We start from the raw sequence: 17,891 nt of genomic DNA, 5'->3' as shown, positions 1-17,891 counted from the left end.
CTCCCTGAGTAGACGGGGCTGGATGCAAACGGATGCGCTTTCGACACATGAACGGAAGGCGGCATCGCTTTGGAACCCAGCCAAGGCGATTCACGAATGACTTGCAGTTTCCCCAGCGACGTCGTCAGTTCCCCCTGACGACCGGCGTTGCGCCGCTTCGCCGAGCTTAGTACCAACCGGAGTTCATGAAAAGTTCGGACGTTGTCGCCCTCTTCCTGGCGAATCCGGTGCTCAGCTGCGCGCCGTTGCGGCGTTTTGTCCGGGGCCGCACGTGCGGCACAATGGGCGTTCGTTGTCCCCGTGCACAAGCTTGCGGGACGATCCCATCCGCGAAAAGCCGAGTCCATGGCCCACATCAAGCAAGAAGACCTGATCCAGTCCGTCGCCGACGCCCTGCAGTACATCAGCTACTACCACCCGGTCGATTACATCAAGAGCCTCGCCGCCGCGTACGAGCGCGAGGAATCGCCCGCCGCGAAGGATGCGATGGCGCAGATCCTGATCAACTCGCGCATGGCCGCCGAAGGCCACCGCCCGTTGTGCCAGGACACCGGCATCGTCACCGTGTTCCTGAAAGTGGGCATGAACGTGCGCTGGGACGACGCCACCATGTCGCTGGAGGACATGGCCAACGAGGGCGTGCGCCGCGCCTACCTGGACCCTGACAACAAGCTGCGCGCCAGCGTGCTGGCCGACCCGGCCGGCAAGCGCATCAACACGAAAGACAACACGCCGTCGGTGGTCAACATGTCGATCGTGCCGGGCGACACGGTCGAGGTGATCGTGGCGGCCAAGGGAGGCGGTTCGGAGGCGAAGTCGAAATTCGCGATGCTCAATCCGTCCGACTCGATCGTCGACTGGGTGCTGAAGACCGTACCCACGATGGGTGCCGGCTGGTGCCCGCCGGGCATGCTCGGCATCGGCATTGGCGGCACCGCCGAGAAGGCGATGCTGATGGCGAAGGAGTCGCTGATGGAGTCGATCGACATCCAGGAGCTGATCGCGCGCGGCCCCGCCAATCGCGCCGAGGAATTGCGCATCGAACTGTTCGAGAAGGTCAACGCGCTGGGCATCGGCGCGCAGGGCCTGGGCGGCCTCACCACCGTGCTCGACGTCAAGGTGAAGGATTTCCCCACTCACGCCGCGAACCTGCCGGTGGCGATGATTCCGAATTGTGCCGCCACCCGCCACGCGCACTTCGTGCTGGACGGCTCCGGCCCGGTGATGCTCGATCCGCCGTCGCTGGAAGACTGGCCGAAGCTGACCTACGACACCTCGAAGGGTCGCCGGGTGACTCTCGACACCGTCACCCGTGAAGAAGTGGCGAGCTGGAAGCCGGGCGAAACCCTGCTGCTCAACGGCAAGCTGCTCACCGGCCGCGATGCCGCGCACAAGCGCATGGTCGAGATGTTGAACAAGGGCGAGCCGCTGCCGGTGGATTTCAACGGCCGCTTCATCTACTACGTCGGTCCGGTCGATCCGGTGCGCGAGGAAGTGGTCGGGCCGGCTGGTCCCACCACGGCCACGCGGATGGACAAGTTCACCGAACAGGTGCTGGCGCAGACCGGGTTGCTCGGCATGGTCGGCAAGGCCGAGCGCGGCCCGGCCGCGATCGAGGCGATCAAGAAGCACCGGTCGGTGTATCTGATGGCGGTTGGCGGCGCTGCGTATCTGGTATCGAAGGCGATCAAGGCCTCGCGCGTGGTCGGCTTCGCCGATCTGGGCATGGAGGCGATCTACGAGTTCACCGTGGAGGACATGCCGGTCACCGTTGCGGTGGATTCCGGTGGCACCTCGGTGCACCAGACCGGGCCGCGAGAATGGCAATCCCGCATCGGCAAGATTCCCGTCTTTGTTCAATAAATCAGTGCGCGCAGCGCACGCCATCGCCTCCTCCCCTGCTTGCAGGGGAGGATCGAGGTGGGGTCAGCTCTTCGTCAGAGTCAAAAGCACCCCACCCCAACCCTCCCCTGCAAGCAGGGGAGGGAGTTCGCTCATCGAGTGCTTCACGAAGATTCAGCCGTCCATACGTCCAAACGAAATTCCCCCACAAAACCATTTGCAATTCCAATGCCGCAGCGCAACACTGGCTGAACATACTTCTCCCGACAGCGAACCCACGTGACCTCGCCAATCCCCGCGCCGTTGCCCCCAGACGCCCCCTGGATCGTGATGAAGTTCGGCGGCACCAGCGTCGCCACGCTGCCGCGCTGGCAGAACATCCGCGAGCTGGTTGCCAGTCGCCGCGCGGAAGGCGCTCGCGTGCTGGTGGTGGTTTCCGCCTTGTCCGGCATCACCGACGGGCTCAGGCAGCTGTGCCGCCATGCCAATCGGGCGGAACGCGGGGATGCAGCGAAGGCTATCGTGCAGCGCCATTACGAGTTGCTTGAGCATATGCAGCTTGCTCTGCCGGATACGCTCAATGAGCGTCTGGGCGACCTGGCGCGGCTGGCGGAGGACGGCCCGGTGGGCCATGGCGAACTGGCCTGGAAGGCCGAAGTGCAGGCGCATGGCGAGCTGATGTCCAGCGCGCTGGGCGCCGCGTTCCTCAGCCACAGCGGGCTGCCCACGCAATGGCTGGACGCGCGCGACTGCCTCGCCGCGATCGCCTTGCCGAACCAGAACGAGCGCACCCGGCTGCTCTCGGCGATGGTCGAGGCGAAGCCCGATCCTGCATTGAATGCGCGACTCGCCACGCTGGGCGAGGTGTTCATCACCCAGGGCTTCATCGCCCGCGAAAGCCAGGGTCGCACCGTGCTGCTTGGTCGCGGCGGCTCGGATACGTCGGCCGCGTATTTCGGCGCGCTGCTGAAAGCGCAGCGGGTTGAAATCTGGACCGACGTGGCCGGCATGTTCACCGCCAACCCGCGCCAGGTACCGGGCGCGCGCCTGCTGCAGCGGCTGGATTACGAAGAGGCGCAGGAAATTGCCTCCACCGGTGCCAAGGTGCTGCACCCGCGCTGCCTGTCGCCGTTGCGCGAGCCGCGCGTGCCGCTGCTGATCAAGGACACCAACCGGCCCGAACTCGAGGGCACCGTGATCGGCCCCGAGGTGCGCGCGCATGCGCCCAGTGTCAAGGCGATCAGTGCGCGCAAGGGCATCACCCTGGTGTCGATGGAGTCGGTGGGCATGTGGCAGCAGGTCGGCTTTCTCGCCGACGTGTTCGCACACTTCAAGCAGCACGGCCTGTCGGTGGACCTGATCGGTTCGGCCGAGACCAACGTCACGGTGTCGCTCGATCCCACCGAGAACCTGCTCGACTCCGACGCGATCGCCGCCTTGGCCAGCGACCTGGCCAAGGTGTGCCGGGTCAAGGTGATCGCGCCGTGCGCCGCGATCACCCTGGTCGGGCGCGGCATGCGCTCGCTGCTGCACACCTTGTCCGGCGTGCTGGCCGAGTTCGGCCAGCTGCGGGTGCACATGATTTCGCAATCGTCGAACAACTTGAACCTCACCTTCGTGGTGGACGAGGAAGTGGTCGACGCGCTGTTGCCGCATCTGCATGACCTGCTGATCGGCGCCGGCGCGTTGCGCACCGACGACAGCGCGTTGTTCGGTCCCAGCTGGCAGGCCTTGTACGGCACTGGCGAAACGCTCGACGCGGCGGCGGCCTGGTGGCACGAGGCCGAGCGCGAGCGCCTGCTGCAGATCGGTGCGGCGGCCACGCCGCGTTACGTCTACCACCTGCCCACCGTGCGCCATCAGGCGCGCGAGCTGAAGTCGCTGGCCGCGGTCGATCGCCTGCATTACGCGGTGAAAGCGAACACCCACCCGGCGATCCTCGGCGCGCTGGCCGAGGAGGGCTTCGGCTTCGAGTGCGTGTCGCCGGGCGAGCTGAAGTTCGTGATGGCGCACGTGCCCGAAGCCGCGCCCTTGCTGTTCACGCCGAACTTTGCGCCGCGCGAGGATTACGCCTGGGCACTGACCACCCGCGCCACCGTGTCGCTGGATGCACTGTATCCACTGGAGCACTGGGGCGAGCTGTTCCGCGGCCGCGAGATCGTGTTGCGGGTGGACCTGGGCCGCGGGCTGGGCCATCACGAGAAGGTGCGCACCGGCGGCAGCGGCAGCAAGTTCGGTTTGCCGGTCGACCAGCTCGATGACTTCCTGCGCCTGGCCGACGCGCATGGCGTCACCGTGCGCGGCCTGCACGCTCATCTGGGCTCGGGCATTCTCGACGACGCGCACTGGGGCGAGGTCTACGCGCAGCTGGCCAGCCTGGCGGAGCGCATCGGCAGCGTCAGCTTCATCGACATCGGCGGTGGCCTGGGTGTGCCCTCGCATCCGGGCGAGGCGCGGCTGGACATCCCCGCACTCGACCGCGTGCTGCGCGAGGTCAAGGCCGCCTATCCGCACTACCAGCTGTGGATGGAGCCCGGCCGCTACCTGGTCGCCGACGCCGGCGTGCTGCTGGCGAAAGTGACCCAGCAGAAAGGCAAGGGCGCACTGCGCTATCTCGGCCTCGACACCGGCATGAACAGCCTGATCCGTCCCGCGCTGTACGACGCCTGGCACGAGATCGTCAACCTGACCCGCCTGCACGAACCGGCCACCGCGCTGTACCAGATCGTCGGCCCGATCTGCGAAAGCGGCGACGTGCTGGGCAGCGACCGCCGCCTGCCCGAGGCGCAGGAAGGCGATGTGATGCTGATCGCCCAGGCCGGTGCCTACGGCAAGGTGATGTCCAGCCCCTACAACATGCGCGCCGAGGCCGAGGAAATCATCATCGAATAGCGCTTTTCCTCCTCTCCCCTCTGGGGAGAGGATCGAGGTGAGGGGCCACGCGCGACAGACCCGACAAAGGAGCCTTTCAAGGATGAAACGCCAAAACGTAAACCGAGCGCGCGGATTGCGCCAGCACATGACGGATGCGGAACAAAAACTCTGGTATCGGCTGCGCAACCGGCAGTTGTGTGGCTACAAGTTCCGCCGGCAACATGAGATCGACCACTACATCGTTGATTTTGCCTGCAACGAGGCCATGCTGGTCGTTGAACTGGATGGCGGCCAGCATGCGGAGCAGCAGGAATACGACGAGCGCCGCACGCAACATCTGCAAACCAGGGGATACCACGTGCTGCGTTTCTGGAACAATGAAGCATTGACGAACATCGAGAGCGTGCTTGAGGTGATTCTGGGGGCTGCTGCAGAGCCGTCCCCTCACCCCAGCCCTCCTCCACCCACAAGGGGACTCCTTTCAGTCGCCAAAGGGGAGAGGGAGCCAGGCGCGTCGGAGAGTGAAGAGTGACGACCATGCAACCCCGCCTGACCCGGGTATTCCGTTTCACCCGTGCCAGCTATGCCGACGGCGTGGCCGAGTTGGCGTATGCGTTCGACGGCGGCGAGGAGCTGGTCGAACGCATCCGCTTCCCGCAGGCGCCGACGATTCCGGCCGAGCGACGCGCGGCGTTCGACGCGGCGCTGAAACTGCTGCATCTGATCGCCGGCGTCAGCTACTACAAGGCTGGCGTGCCGCCGAAGATCGAGCTGGCGAATGGGGCGCTGGACGATGCCACCGCCGACCTGCTCGATGCGCTGTACCTGCACGGCCTGGCCGAGTTCGCCTATCGCAACGGGCTGGATCTGCGCGGGCGCATTGCGTTCCCGCGTGGCGGCGTCACCGCGGCAGTGGGCGCGTTGAATCTGCCCAAACGCACCCTGGTGCCGATCGGCGGCGGCAAGGATTCGCTGGTCGCGGTCGAGGCGATCAAGTCGATCGGCGGCGAAGCGACGGCGGTGTGGGTCGGCAATTCCGCCCTGATCGCCGCCTGCGCCGAACGCACCGGTTTGCCCACATTGAACATCCAGCGCGAGCTGGCGCCCGGGCTGTTCGAAATGAACCGGTTGGGCGCGTGGAACGGGCACATCCCGGTGACGGCGGTGAATTCGGCGATCCTCGCGCTTGCCGCGATCCTGTATGGCTACGACTCGATCGCGTTCGCCAACGAGCGTTCCGCCTCGGCGGCCACGCTGGAATACGACGGCCAGCAGGTGAACCACCAGTGGAGCAAGGGCTACGCGTTTGAGCAGTTGCTGGGCAACTGGCTGCACACGCACGTGGCCAGCGACCTTGATTACTGCTCGCTGCTGCGGCCGTATTCCGAGCTGGCGATCACCCGCGCATTCGCGAAGCTGACGCCGTACTTCGACGTGTTCTCCAGTTGCAATCGCAACTTCAGGCTGCTCGGTCCCAAGCCGGTCGATCGCTGGTGCGGGCAATGCCCGAAATGCCATTTCGTGTTCCTCGCGCTGGCGCCGTTCCTGCCCAAGCCGCGGCTGCTGTCGATCTTCGGGCGCAACCTGCTGGATGACGAGAACCAGGCCGGCGGCTTCGACGCGCTGCTGGAATACCAGGATCACAAACCGTTCGAATGCGTGGGCGAGGGCGCCGAGGCGCGCGCTGCGATGTTCGCGCTGAGCCAGCGGCCGGAGTGGCAGGAAGACGCGCTGGTCGCGCGCTTCCGCAGCGAGATCCTGCCGCAGCTGGATGCCTCGCAACTGGCACTGGAACCGTGGCTGAAGCCGTCGCCCGAGCAGCGCGTGCCGGCGCGATTGCAGGCCGCGCTGGCGGCGATCGGTTGATGAGTGTTCCCGTATTCCTCGTAGGAGCCCGCTTGCGGGCGATGCTCCCGATCGAATCGGCAAAGGCATCGCCCGCGAGCGGGCTCCTACGGGTTCGCGTGGACTGTCATGCGCATCGTTGACGTGATCCATCGCCGCGTCGCGATCTGGGGCTTCGGCCGTGAGGGTCGCGCGGCGATCCGCGCTCTGCGCCAGCGCTGCGGCGAACAGCATTTCACCCTGTTCTGCAGCGCGGCCGAAGTCGACGCGGCGCGCGCGTTCGATCCCGCACTTGAGGTCGTCGCCGGCGAACCGGATGCCGTCATGCTGAGCCGGTTCGACGTGGTGGTGAAATCGCCCGGCATCTCCGCCTACAAGCCGGCCTTGCTGGCGGCGCAGGCGCAGGGTACGCAGTTTACCTCCGGCACCGCGCTGTGGTTCGGCGAACACGCCCTCGAAAATCGGCCCGAGGCACGCATGGTCGCCGTCACCGGCACCAAGGGCAAGAGCACCACCAGCGCGCTGATCGCGCATCTGGCGCGCAGCCTGGGCGTGCGCACCGCGCTGGCCGGCAATATCGGGCTGCCGTTGCTGGAACTGCTCGATCAGCAAGCGGACCTGTGGGTGATCGAATTGTCCAGCTTCCAGACCGGCGAGGCCGGCCCGCTGGAACTCGGCGTGATCACCAGCCTGTACGAGGAACACCTGGACTGGCACGGCTCGCGCGAACGCTATGTCGTCGACAAGCTGAAGCTGGCCGACGTCTCGCGCCGGTTGCTGGTCAATGCGCTGCAACCCGCACTGCTCGAGCGCACGCAGCAGCATCCGCAACGCCTGCTGTTCGGCCAGCCGGATGGCTGGCATGTCGCCGACGGCTTCATCCACCGCGGCACACAAGAGATTTTCCCGATCGACCGACTCACCGCGCCGGGCCTGCACAACGCACTCAACGCCTGCGCTGCGCTTGCTGCGCTGGAAGCCCTCGGCATGGACGCGCCGGCCGCTGCGCCGGCGCTGGCCAGCTTCCGCCCGCTGCCGCATCGACTGCAGCCGCTGGGCGAACGCGATGGCTGGCATTGGGTCAACGATTCGATCAGCACCACGCCGCTGGCCACGCTGGCGGCACTGGAAAGCCTGCACAGGCGTGCGGTGACCGTGCTGGTCGGCGGTCACGACCGCGGGCTGGACTGGACACCCTTCGTCGAAGCGATGCGCAGGACACCTGCCAACGCCATCGTCTGCATGGGCGCCAATGGCGCGCGCATCGAGGCGGCACTGCGCAGCACGGGAATACATTGCCCGATCGCGCGCGTCGACGATCTGGCCGGCGCCGTGGTCGAGGCGAAGGCGCGCACTCCGCGTGATGGCGTGATCCTGCTCTCTCCCGGCGCGCCCAGCTTCGACCAGTTCAAGGACTACGCCGAACGTGGCCGCCGCTTCGCCACGCTGGCCGGTTTCGAGGGGGCATCGATCACGGGCATCGAAGGCCTGGGTATCGGCTGATCCGGCATGGACGCGCCGGGCAACACGGTGTGTTCGTGCATGACCTGCGCCTTGCAGCGCGCAGCGTGGTTGCTCGACCCGCGCTTCGCCGCGGCGGAATAAATCAATCTCCGCCAACTGCTGCACCGTGGCCTCGATCGAATTGAGTGCGGCGAACAACCAGGTCTGCACGCGTGCGCGGCCGGCCGGTCTGGTTGGAGCGGTGAAGGACAAACGGGCCGTGGCTGGTCAGCCACGGCCCGTCATATCTGCGTGCCTTGAAACTACCAGATCTTCACCCGATCCGCGGGCGCCAGGTACAGCTTGTCGCCCGGCTTCACCTTGAACGCGGGATACCACGAGTCGAGGTTGCGCACGGTTTCGGCGCGGAACTGCGGCGGAGCGTGCACGTCGGTGGAAAGGCGCTGACGCAGGGCTGCGTCACGCATCTTCGAACGCCACGCCTGGCCGAAGGCGAGGAAGAAGCGCTGGTCGCCGCTGAGGCCGTCGATCACTGGCGCGGGCTTGCCGTCGAGTGACTTGTGGTAGGCGAGATACGCGATGGTGAGGCCGGAGACGTCGGCGATGTCTTCACCCAGCGTCTGTGCTCCGCTGACGTGCAGGCCAGGCAGCGCCTCGTATTGGTCGAACTGCCTGGCCAGCTGCGCGGTCGCGGCCTGGAAGTGGGCCAAGTCCGCCGGCGTCCACCAGTTCTGCAGCTTGCCCTGGGCATCGAACTCGGCGCCCAGGTTGTCGAAGCTGTGGCTGATTTCATGGCCGATGATGGCGCCGATCGCGCCGTAGTTGGCGGCCGGATCGGCGTTGGCGTCGAAGAACGGCGCCTGCAGGATGGCCGCGGGGAAGTTCAGCGCATTCTGCAGCGGCAGGTTCACCGCGTTGACGGTCTGCGGCGTCATCCACCATTCGCCCTTGTCGACCGGCTGGCCAAGCTTGGCGCGCTGGTGCCGGTACTCGAACTCCTCGGCACGCAGATGGTTGCCGAGGGCGTCGTCCGGGCTGATCGACAGCGTCGCATAGTCGCGCCAGTGATCGGCGTAGCCCACGCCGACCTTCAGCGTGGTGAGCTTGGCCTTGGCCTTCGCGCGGGTAGCGGGCGTCATCCAGGCGAGATCGTCGATGCGTTGGCCGAACGCGGCGATCAGGTTCTGCACCAGTTGCTCGATGGCAGCCCTGGACGAAGCGGGGAAATATTTCCGGACGTAGATCTGCCCGACGGCGTCGCCAAGATCGCTGCTGGTGGCGGCCACCGCACGCTTCCAGCGCGGCTGCTGTTCGGGCGTGCCTTGCAGGGTGCGGCTGTAGAAATCAAAGTGCAGGTCGGCAAGCGCTTTCGGCAGCAAGGCGGCGCCGTGGTCGATGCTGTGGAACTGCAGCAGATCCTTCCACGCATGCAACGGTTCGCTGGCGACCAGTGCGGACAGGCCGGTGATGGCCGCCGGTTGCCACACGTCGATCTGCTGCTGGCCGTCCAGGCCAGCGGCCTTGAAGTAGGCGGTCCAGTCCAGCCCCGGTGCCTTCGTCGCGAAGTCGCCCATGCGCCACAGGTTGTTGGCCTTGTGCACGTCCTGGCTGTCGAGCAGGCTTTCCTGCGCCCTGGCGATCTTCGTTTCCAGCGCCACGATGGTCTTCGCCCTGGTGTCGCTGTCGGCGATGCCGGCCTGTTTCAGCAGCGCGGCGACATAGTCAAGATATTTGGCGCGGAATGCCGCCATGTGCGGGTCGCTGGACAGGTAGTAGTCGCGACTGGGCATCGCGATGCCGCCCTGCAGCAGGTAGGCGATGTGCTGCGAGGGATCTTCCAGGCCCTGGGTCACGAACAGGCCGAACAGGTTCTCGGTGTGGAAGTGGGTCGCATTGATCGGATCGACATCCGCGCGCAGGCGGCTGCCCAGCACGCGGGCCAGATCCTCGCGGGTGGTGATCGCGTCTATCTGCGCCAGCTCGGGCTTGAGCGGCGCCAGGCCATGTTGTTCGATCGCGCTCGTGTCCATCCAGGCGGCGTAGTAGTCGGCGATCTTGCGCGCATCGCTGCCGCTGGCAGGGTGGCTGGCGCCGGCATCGCGGATCAACTCCGCGGTGTCCTTCTCCGACTTTTCGAAGACGGTGAGAAAGCTGCCGATGCTGGAGCGGTCGGCGGGAATCGTGGCGGTCTTCAGCCAGTCGCCGTTGGCGTAGTCGAAGAAGTTGTCACCCGGCTGGACGCCATGGTCGATGCCCTTGAGATCGATCCCGATGACGGACGTGGCGGGGGTGGCGGCGAAGCCGCTCGAAGTGCACAGGACGGCGGCGGTGAGGATCCAGCGGATGCGATGCATGGGGATGCCCGGAGCGAGAGGTAACTTTCACCATAAACCACCGGCCCGGGATTGTCGGCATGACTGATGGGCTAATCGGCGGGCCGGGCGTCGGCGATGGCGGCGTCCAGCGTGACCAGCACCTGCGCCTCGGCCACCCCGGCGACGATCTCGGCGCGGCCGATGCCGCGCCACAGGATCAGGCGCAGCTGGCCGGCGGCGTTTTTCTTGTCCAGCCGCATCAGCTCCAGCAGCTGCCGCGCATCCATGCCGGGCGGGATCGCCACCGGCAGGCCCAGCCGCTGCAGCAGCCGTTGCAGTCGCGCGGTGTCCACAGGCTCGCTCATGCCGAGCCGTTCGGACAGTTGCGCCGCCAGCAGCATGCCGATCGCGACACCTTCCCCGTGCAGCAGGGTGGTGTAGTGACCGGCGGTTTCCAGCGCATGGCCGAAGGTGTGGCCGAAATTGAGCAGGGCACGCTCGCCCTGTTCGGTTTCGTCGCGCGCGACCACGCCGGCCTTGTATTGCACCTTGCGCGCAATCGCCTCCAGCACGGCATCGACATCGCGTGCGGCCAGCGCATCGGCGTGCTGCTCCAGCCACGCGAAGAACGCTTCGTCGCCGATCGCTGCGCCCTTGATCACTTCGGCGAGGCCGGCGCGGTATTCGCGCGCGGGCAGTGTGGCCAGGGTGTCGAGGTCGGCGATCACCGCGCGCGGCTGGTGGAATGCACCGGCGAGGTTCTTGCCCACCGGCAGGTTGACGCCGGTCTTGCCGCCGACCGAGGAATCCACCATCGCCAGCAAGGTGGTCGGCATCTGGATGAAATCGATACCGCGCATCCAGCACGCCGCGCTGAACCCGGCGAGGTCGCCGACCACGCCGCCGCCCAGCGCGATCACGCAGGCATCGCGGGTGGCGCCGAGCTGGCCCAGTGCGTCCAGCGCGCGGCCGACGTTGGCGAAACTCTTGTGTGCCTCGCCGTCATCGAGCAGGAACGACGACCAGTGCAGACCTGCCAGCCCCGCCTCGAGCCGCGGCAGGTACAACGGCGCCACCGTGGTATTGCTGATCACCAGCGCGTGCCTGCCACGCAACAGCGGACGCCAGCGCGTGTGATCGGCGAGCAGGCCGGCGCCGATCCATACCGGATAGCTGCGCAGGCCGAGCGCGACATGGATGCTGTGCAAGGCGGGTTTGCTCATGGCTGATGCAAGGGCGAAGGAGTGGCGGCACGTTGCCAGTGCTGGTCGATCAGGCCGATGCAACGTTCGCTGGCGGCGCTGACGCCGCCATGTTGGCCGGGTACGGCGAGGTCGGCAAGCTCGCGGTAGATCGGCTCGCGCACGACGGCCATCGCCGCCAGCCGCGCGTGGCGGTCAGGTACGGCCAGCAGCGGACGGCGCTGGTCGCGTTCGAGCCGTTCGAGCTGCTGCTCGATGCTGGCCTGCAGCCACACCACGAAGCCGCGCTCGACCAGCCACTGTCGGTTGGCGGCGGCGAGCACCGCGCCGGCGCCGGTGGCCAGCAGCACGCCGGCGCGCTGGCTCAGCGCATCCAGCAGCGTGCTTTCGCGCTGGCGAAAGCCGCCCTCGCCCTCGATCTCGAACACCGTGTTCACGTCCACCCCGCAATGCTGCTCGACCTCCTGGTCCAGATCGACGAACGACAGTCCATAATGACCGGCGAGTCGCCGCCCGATCGAGGTCTTGCCGGCGCCGGTCGGGCCGACGATGAACAGGTTGCACGACGGATTCATGGGCAAATGCTAGCAGGCACGGAGGGAGCGCCGCGGTGAGCGAACAGGTGTTGCTGGCCGGTTGCGGCGACCTGGGCCTGCGCGTGGCGCACCTGCTGCGCCAGCGCGGCGATGCGGTGTACGCCTTGCGCCGGAATCCGCCCGCGTCCGGCGATCAAGGTATCGCGTGGCTGCGCGCGGATCTGACCCGGCCCGAGTCGCTGCGCGGGCTGCCGAGCGGCATCACGCAACTGGTCTATCTGCCGACGCCGGATCGGCGCGACCCGGCGGCGTATCGCGCCACCTTTGTCGATGGCCTGCAGCACCTGCTCGGCACGCTGGAGCAGGCCACCTTGCGTCGCGTGCTGTTCGTCTCGTCCAGCGCGGTCTATGGCGAACATCAAGGCGACTGGGTGGACGAGGACACGCCGGCCGCGCCGATGGGGTTCAATGGAACCGCACTGCTGGAGGCCGAGCAACTGCTCGCGGCGCAACCGGTCCGCGCCATCGTGTTGCGGCTGGCCGGCTTGTACGGGCCTGGTCGGCTGCAACTGCTCGATCGCCTGCGCGCCGGCACCGCGCAGGCGCCACGCGCCGCGCCGCACTGGGCGAACCGCATCCACGTCGACGACGCCGCCGCGGCGATCGTGCACCTGCTGCAGCTGGCCGATCCGCAAGCGTGCTATCTAGGCACGGACAGCACGCCATTGCCGCTGCATGTGCTGTACGACGAGCTTGCCCGGCTGATCGGCGCACCACCACCGCGCGAGGGTCCTGCACCAGCCGGCATCGGCAGCAAGCGGCTCAGCAATGCGCGGCTGCTGGCCAGTGGTTTCGTGCCCCGCTGGCCGGACTCGCGTGACGGCTACGCCGCACTGACGCACATCTGATCCGCAAGATCGCCACATCCACCACCGAAGGAGAACCCCATGGCTACACAGATTCCACACCACCAGGTCAGCACCGGCAACGAGATTTCCGGCTGTCGCATCGTGCGTTCGTTCGGCATCGTGCGCGGCATCACCGTGCGCTCGCGCAGCGTGGTGGGCAATCTCGGCGCGGCGTTGCAGACCATCGTCGGCGGCAATATTTCGATCTACACCGAACTGTGCGAGAAGGCGCGCGAGGAAGCCTATGAGCTGATGCTGCAGCACGCCGCCGCGATGGGTGCCAATGGCGTGGTAGCAATGCGTTACGACGCCAATGAGGTGGCGCAGGGCGTTACCGAGGTCCTCGCCTATGGCACGGCGGTGCAGGTGGAGCATTCGGCCTGATCGGATGATGAGGCATGGCTTGGATCCGATGTGCTGCTCACCCGACGCCTGACGATCTCGTTCCGAGTCCGCGCAGCCGTTGCCCCAACAGGCGCAGGCCGCGGAAGATGCGCGGCAGCAGCCAGCACAGCAGCAACACGAACAGCGCCAGCAACACCAGCATCGCCAGCGGATGCCGCCACATCAGGTAGAAACCGCCAAGCCAGGTCAGGTCTTCGCCCACACTGGCCGTCCAGTTGCTCACCGGCTCGGGCGAGGTATTGATCAGTGCACGGCCACCGCTCTTGGCCAGATGGGTGCCCGCGGTCAGCGCGCCGCCAAGCAGCACCGCCGCCACTTGCGCGCCCGCGCCGGAATCCTTGAATACGCCCCACGCCAGCAGGGTGCCGACCGGAATGCGGATGAAGGTATGCAGCGCATCCCACACGCTGTCAAACGCGGGAATCTTGTCGGCGAGGAACTCGCCCAGCATCAACACGCCGGACACGCCCAGCACCCAGTTGTCGGTGAGCATGGTCAACCCGTCGGGCAGGTGCACCCAGCCGAGCCGGCCCAGCAACCCGGCGAGGAACACCGTGGCGTAAAGGCGCAAGCCGCTGGCCCAGGCCAGGCCACCGGCCAGCGCGACGTTTGGCAGCAAGTCCATGCCGATCCTCGGGAGTCATGCCGGTGCAAGGTGTTTACCCGTGATGGGGTCGCCTGTCCATCCCCGTGGGCGGATGACGCAGTGCGGCTTGTCGCGTGGCGCGAGCGCAAGGCAGACTCGGTGTTCCGGCAGGGGGGCGCCGCGTGCCGCCTGCACGCCCTGGAAGGAGGTTCACGCCATGTCGGTAGCCAAGGTCATCGAAATCAATGCGTCGTCGAAGAAGGGCATCCAGGATGCCGTGCAGCACGGGCTGCACAAGGCCGCGGAGTCGGTGAAGAAGATCAAGGGTGCCTGGGTCAACGAGATCAAGGTGGTCACCGCCGACGACGGCAGCGTCACCGAGTGGCGGGTCAACATGAAGGTCAACTTCGTGGTGGAGTGATTCTGGAGCGGTGTTCGGTGCTCAGTTCGCATAACCGAACACCGCTCGCTCTCACCCGTGCGTCAGCCCGGTCACGTGCCGCTCGTTGTCATACTCCACCACCGTGTCGGCCAGCGCGGGCAGGGTGGCCAGCGCGTGGCGGCTGAGGCGTTCGAAGTGCATCAGGAAGCGTTCCATGCTGGCGGCGTCCATTGCCAGCGGGGCGTGCCGCGCCACCAGTTCCTGTTCCTGCTCGCCGCGCCAGCGGCGCACGATGTCCCAGCCTGGTGCCTGCAGCACGATCAGCGCATCGAACTTGCGCCATAGCGGCTGGTAGCCGCGCAACTGCTTGTTGACCCAGTGGCGCCAGTCGCCGTCGGGGTCTTCCTCGCGTTCCAGCCGGTTGACCGGCCTGCCCAAGGCGGGCAATGGCTGCGGCCGGATGCCCAGCGCCCAGCCCTCCACGATCACCAGGGTGGGTCGTTGCGTGATGCGCGGCCAGCGCGACGGGGGCAGGCGGGTGTCGCGGCCCTTGTCGAAGCGTGGGTAGGTGACCGCCAGCCGCTCCGACGCCTGCGGCACGGCGGCCAGCACCGACAGCAGCAGCTCGATCTCGTGGGTGCCGGGCACGCCGCGCGTGCGCAGCAGCGGATGCACGTCGCGCGCCAGCGCCTCGCGTTCGCTGCGCGCGTAATAGAAATCGTCCAGCGAGAGCACCTCGGTGGCCCAGCCACGTGCCCTGGCCTGCGCCTTCATCACCCGCGCCAGGGTGCTCTTGCCGCTGCCCTGCAGGCCCGAGAGGCCCAGGATGTAAGGGCGGCGCGAGCGGGCGATGCGCCCCGCGTACTGGTCGAGCAGATGCCCGGCCAGGGCCTCGTTCTGCCGCTCGGCGTGCGACATCATCGACCGGAAACCTCGAGGTCGGGAGGCATGGCGGCGCCCGGCAGGCGGCGCCGGGGCTGGATCGGGTAGGCGTCCGCATTGTCGCGGCCTTCACCCGGCATGCGGAAGCATCGCGCCGTTCCCGGTGCGGATCGGATAGGGGCCGCAGCGGTCATTGCATTATCATCGGCAAGGTTCATTCGCTCCATGATGGCGCGAGTCGGCCACGATGCAAAAGGGAAGTTTCACACATCATGCTCAAACCCGAAATCCTGGACACGTTCCTGCGCCTCCTGGAGGAGGCCAAGGCCAGCGGCGACCGCGAACCGACGGCGATGAACCTGGCCACCGTCGACGGCAGCGGGCGGGTCGCCTCGCGCATCGTGCTGCTCAAGGGCGCCGATGAGCGCGGCTTCCGTTTCCACACCAACTACGAGAGCGACAAGGGCAGCCAGCTCGAGGCGCACCCGCAGGTGGCGCTGTGCTTCCACTGGAAGCAGCTGCGCGATGGCGTGCAGGTGCGTGTGGAAGGTGTTGCGCGCAAGTTGCAGGCGGAAGAGTCCGATGCGTATTTCGCCAGCCGCAAGCGCGGCAGCCAGATCGGCGCCTGGGCCTCGCTGCAATCGCAGACGCTGCCCGACCACGACACCTTCGAGCAGCGCGTGGCGCGCTACGAGCAGGAGTTCGAGGGACGCGAGGTGGCGCGGCCGCCGCACTGGGGTGGCTACCTGGTGGAGCCGGACATGCTGGAGTTCTGGTACGGCGCCGAGTTCCGCCTGCACGAACGCGTGCGCTGGAGCCGCCACGGCCAGACCTGGACCAGCCGGTTGCTCTACCCGTGACCCGACCGATGCCGGCGCCGCACGTCGCGCAGGCACGTTTCACCGTGCACACGCGCGGTCGCGGCTTCAGCGAGATCACCCGCGACGTGGCCGATGCGGTGGCGGCCAGCCACGTGGATACCGGCATCGCCAACATCTTCACCGCGCATACCAGTTGTTCGCTGCTGCTCGGCGAGAACGCAGACCCGACCGTGCGCGAGGACCTGGAACGCTGGTTCGCCCGCATCGTGCCGGACGGCGATCCGATCTTCCGTCACGATGCCGAAGGCCCGGACGACATGCCGGCGCACGTCCGCTCGATCCTCGCCGGAGTCAGCCTCGACGTGCCCGTGCATGGCGGCAAGCTGCTGCTCGGTACCTGGCAGGGCATCTACCTGTGGGAGCATCGGCTCGACCCGCACCAGCGCAAGGTCTGCGTGACCGTGCTGGGACATTGAGCGCATGAACGACCGCATCGTGAGCGATCCGTTCCCGCAACGCATCGTCTGCCTCACCGAGGAACCGACCGAGGTGCTCTACGCACTCGGCGAGGATCGCCGCATCGTCGGCATCTCCGGCTTCACCGTGCGTCCACCGCGGGCGCGCAAGGAGAAGCCGAAGGTATCCGCGTTCACCAGCGCGAAGATCGGCGAGATCATGAAACTGGAACCGGACCTGGCGATCGGTTTCTCCGATATCCAGGCCGACATCGCGCGCGAGCTGATCAAGTGCGGTGTCGAAGTGTGGATCAGCAACCACCGCAGCGTGGACGGCATCGTCGCCTACATCCGCCGGCTCGGCGCGATGGTCGGTGCGCACGCAAAGGCCGAGGCGTACGCGCAGCGCGCGGAGCAGCACCTCGCCGCCATTCGCGCCGCCGCCGCGCAACTGCCGCGACGGCCGAAGGTGTACTTCGAGGAATGGGACGAACCGATCATCACCGGCATCCGCTGGGTCGCCGAGCTCATCGCCATCGCCGGCGGCGACGACTGCTTTCCGGAACTCGCGCGCGAGCCGCTGGCGAAACAGCGCATCCTGGCCAACGGCGACGAGGTGGTGCGTCGTGCGCCGGACATCATCCTCGGCTCGTGGTGCGGCAAGCGTTTCCGCCCGGAGAAGGTGGCGGCGCGGCCGGGCTGGGACACGATTCCGGCGGTGCGCGACGGGCAACTGTTCGAGATCAAGTCGCCGATCATTTTGCAGCCGGGGCCGGCGGCGTTGTTCGACGGGTTGGATGCGGTGCATCGGATCATTGGGGAGTGGGCGCGGCGCTGAGCGTCGGCTTTGCTCCCTCTCTCCGCCGGCGGTGGGGAGGGCTGCGACCGAAGGAAGTCCCCTTGCGGGAGGGTGAGGGGTGCTCCTGATTTTGACGTGGTGAAGTGCAGAGCTTTCGTCTGCCTGCGGCAGCCGAGTCACTTTTCTCTTGCGTGGCCAAGAGAAAAGTAACCAAAAGAGAAGGCCACCCCGCTTGGCGCTTGCCGAGCATCCTGCCCGGCAAGTCCGTGAGCCGGGGCCGGGCTTTTCGACAGGACTCCTGTCCTGGCGAAAAGGAACCGACATCCCTGTCGGTTCCCGCTACGCGGCCTGTCGTCCCCGCCTCACCGCCGCACAGGGGCCCCGGTAAAGCAGCGGGCCATCGTGGCCCGCACTTTTCAGAAAAGCCAAGGCAACAGCCGAGGGCGCCGAGTGCGGCAGCGTTATTCTTCGCAGAGAAGAAAGCGCAAGCGCACAGTGCCTGCTAGTCTGCTATCGACCCAAAGCAGCCATCAGGGCGCCGGCTTCTAGCACCGCCATGCCTTCCAGAGGTCACT

The 17,891-nt window shown here is 66.9% G+C and carries 16 protein-coding genes; 11 read left to right on the top strand and 5 right to left on the bottom strand.

What is annotated here, in order from left to right:
• The first annotated feature begins 345 nt into the window (after window positions 1-345).
• The 5 genes from B0E47_RS11350 (at window position 346) to murD (ending at window position 8,064) form a co-directional block, all read left to right on the top strand.
• Window positions 346-1,863: a fumarate hydratase gene (locus tag B0E47_RS11350; protein WP_077514373.1), complete on the top strand. Its 1,518-nt coding sequence runs from the start codon at window positions 346-348 to the stop codon at window positions 1,861-1,863.
• Between the two features lie 309 nt (window positions 1,864-2,172).
• The gene (locus tag B0E47_RS11345) at window positions 2,173-4,734 is read left to right on the top strand and encodes a bifunctional aspartate kinase/diaminopimelate decarboxylase (RefSeq protein ID WP_077514372.1); all 2,562 of its coding nucleotides are present in this window, start codon (window positions 2,173-2,175) and stop codon (window positions 4,732-4,734) included.
• Between the two features lie 82 nt (window positions 4,735-4,816).
• Window positions 4,817-5,248, top strand: coding sequence for an endonuclease domain-containing protein (locus B0E47_RS11340; RefSeq protein WP_077514371.1), 432 nt, complete (start codon window positions 4,817-4,819; stop codon window positions 5,246-5,248).
• 5 nt (window positions 5,249-5,253) lie between these two features.
• On the top strand, window positions 5,254-6,582 hold the full coding sequence (murL, locus tag B0E47_RS11335) for a UDP-N-acetyl-alpha-D-muramoyl-L-alanyl-L-glutamate epimerase (RefSeq protein ID WP_077514404.1): 1,329 nt from the start codon (window positions 5,254-5,256) through the stop codon (window positions 6,580-6,582).
• A 108-nt stretch (window positions 6,583-6,690) separates the two neighbouring features.
• The gene (murD, locus tag B0E47_RS11330) at window positions 6,691-8,064 is read left to right on the top strand and encodes a UDP-N-acetylmuramoyl-L-alanine--D-glutamate ligase (protein WP_077514370.1); all 1,374 of its coding nucleotides are present in this window, start codon (window positions 6,691-6,693) and stop codon (window positions 8,062-8,064) included.
• A 263-nt stretch (window positions 8,065-8,327) separates the two neighbouring features.
• Here the strand turns inward: murD and B0E47_RS11325 are convergent, their stop codons facing one another.
• The 3 genes from B0E47_RS11325 to B0E47_RS11315 form a co-directional block, all read right to left on the bottom strand.
• Window positions 8,328-10,379 carry a M13 family metallopeptidase gene (locus B0E47_RS11325; protein ID WP_077514369.1) on the bottom strand — a complete coding sequence of 684 codons (2,052 nt, stop codon included), beginning with the start codon at window positions 10,377-10,379 and terminating at the stop codon, window positions 8,328-8,330.
• 71 nt (window positions 10,380-10,450) lie between these two features.
• A complete protein-coding gene (gene aroB / locus B0E47_RS11320) occupies window positions 10,451-11,563 on the bottom strand; it encodes a 3-dehydroquinate synthase (protein ID WP_077514368.1) in 1,113 nt (370 codons plus the stop codon).
• Window positions 11,560-12,117 (bottom strand): shikimate kinase, encoded by a 558-nt coding sequence (locus B0E47_RS11315; RefSeq protein WP_077514367.1) that lies wholly within the window; start codon window positions 12,115-12,117, stop codon window positions 11,560-11,562. Before B0E47_RS11315 ends, aroB begins: the two co-directional genes overlap by 4 nt.
• A gap of 35 nt (window positions 12,118-12,152) precedes the next feature.
• Between B0E47_RS11315 and B0E47_RS11310 the strand changes: the two genes are divergently transcribed.
• Together B0E47_RS11310 and B0E47_RS11305 are read left to right on the top strand one after the other, a co-directional pair.
• Complete coding sequence (locus tag B0E47_RS11310; RefSeq protein ID WP_077514366.1) at window positions 12,153-12,986, top strand: SDR family oxidoreductase; 834 nt, start codon at window positions 12,153-12,155, stop codon at window positions 12,984-12,986.
• A 39-nt stretch (window positions 12,987-13,025) separates the two neighbouring features.
• Entirely contained in the window at window positions 13,026-13,370 is a 345-nt protein-coding gene (locus B0E47_RS11305; protein WP_077514365.1) for a YbjQ family protein, read from the top strand.
• Between the two features lie 37 nt (window positions 13,371-13,407).
• On the opposite strand, the gene B0E47_RS11300 is transcribed toward B0E47_RS11305, so the two are convergent.
• Entirely contained in the window at window positions 13,408-14,016 is a 609-nt protein-coding gene (locus B0E47_RS11300) for a DUF4126 domain-containing protein (protein WP_077514364.1), read from the bottom strand.
• A gap of 178 nt (window positions 14,017-14,194) precedes the next feature.
• On the opposite strand from B0E47_RS11300, the gene B0E47_RS11295 reads away from it, so the two are divergent.
• Window positions 14,195-14,398: a dodecin family protein gene (locus B0E47_RS11295; protein WP_077514363.1), complete on the top strand. Its 204-nt coding sequence runs from the start codon at window positions 14,195-14,197 to the stop codon at window positions 14,396-14,398.
• 51 nt (window positions 14,399-14,449) lie between these two features.
• Here B0E47_RS11295 and B0E47_RS11290 read toward each other — a convergent pair whose 3' ends face one another.
• Complete coding sequence (locus B0E47_RS11290) at window positions 14,450-15,280, bottom strand: kinase (RefSeq protein WP_077514362.1); 831 nt, start codon at window positions 15,278-15,280, stop codon at window positions 14,450-14,452.
• A gap of 233 nt (window positions 15,281-15,513) precedes the next feature.
• On the opposite strand from B0E47_RS11290, the gene pdxH reads away from it, so the two are divergent.
• From pdxH to B0E47_RS11275, 3 genes are read left to right on the top strand one after another with little or no spacing between them, the layout of a single operon-like run.
• The gene (gene pdxH / locus B0E47_RS11285; protein WP_077514361.1) at window positions 15,514-16,101 is read left to right on the top strand and encodes a pyridoxamine 5'-phosphate oxidase; all 588 of its coding nucleotides are present in this window, start codon (window positions 15,514-15,516) and stop codon (window positions 16,099-16,101) included.
• Window positions 16,098-16,538, top strand: a complete 441-nt coding sequence (locus tag B0E47_RS11280; RefSeq protein ID WP_077514360.1) for a secondary thiamine-phosphate synthase enzyme YjbQ — start codon at window positions 16,098-16,100, stop codon at window positions 16,536-16,538. Before pdxH ends, B0E47_RS11280 begins: the two co-directional genes overlap by 4 nt.
• A gap of 4 nt (window positions 16,539-16,542) precedes the next feature.
• Window positions 16,543-17,355 carry a cobalamin-binding protein gene (locus B0E47_RS11275; protein ID WP_077514359.1) on the top strand — a complete coding sequence of 271 codons (813 nt, stop codon included), beginning with the start codon at window positions 16,543-16,545 and terminating at the stop codon, window positions 17,353-17,355.
• Window positions 17,356-17,891: the final 536 nt, after the last annotated feature.

Origin of the sequence: Rhodanobacter sp. B05 (assembly GCF_002001085.1) — a bacterium.
GTDB lineage: Bacteria > Pseudomonadota > Gammaproteobacteria > Xanthomonadales > Rhodanobacteraceae > Rhodanobacter.
The sequence above is the reverse complement of the archived record's forward strand: the minus strand, read 5'-3'. Positions and strand labels throughout refer to the sequence as shown.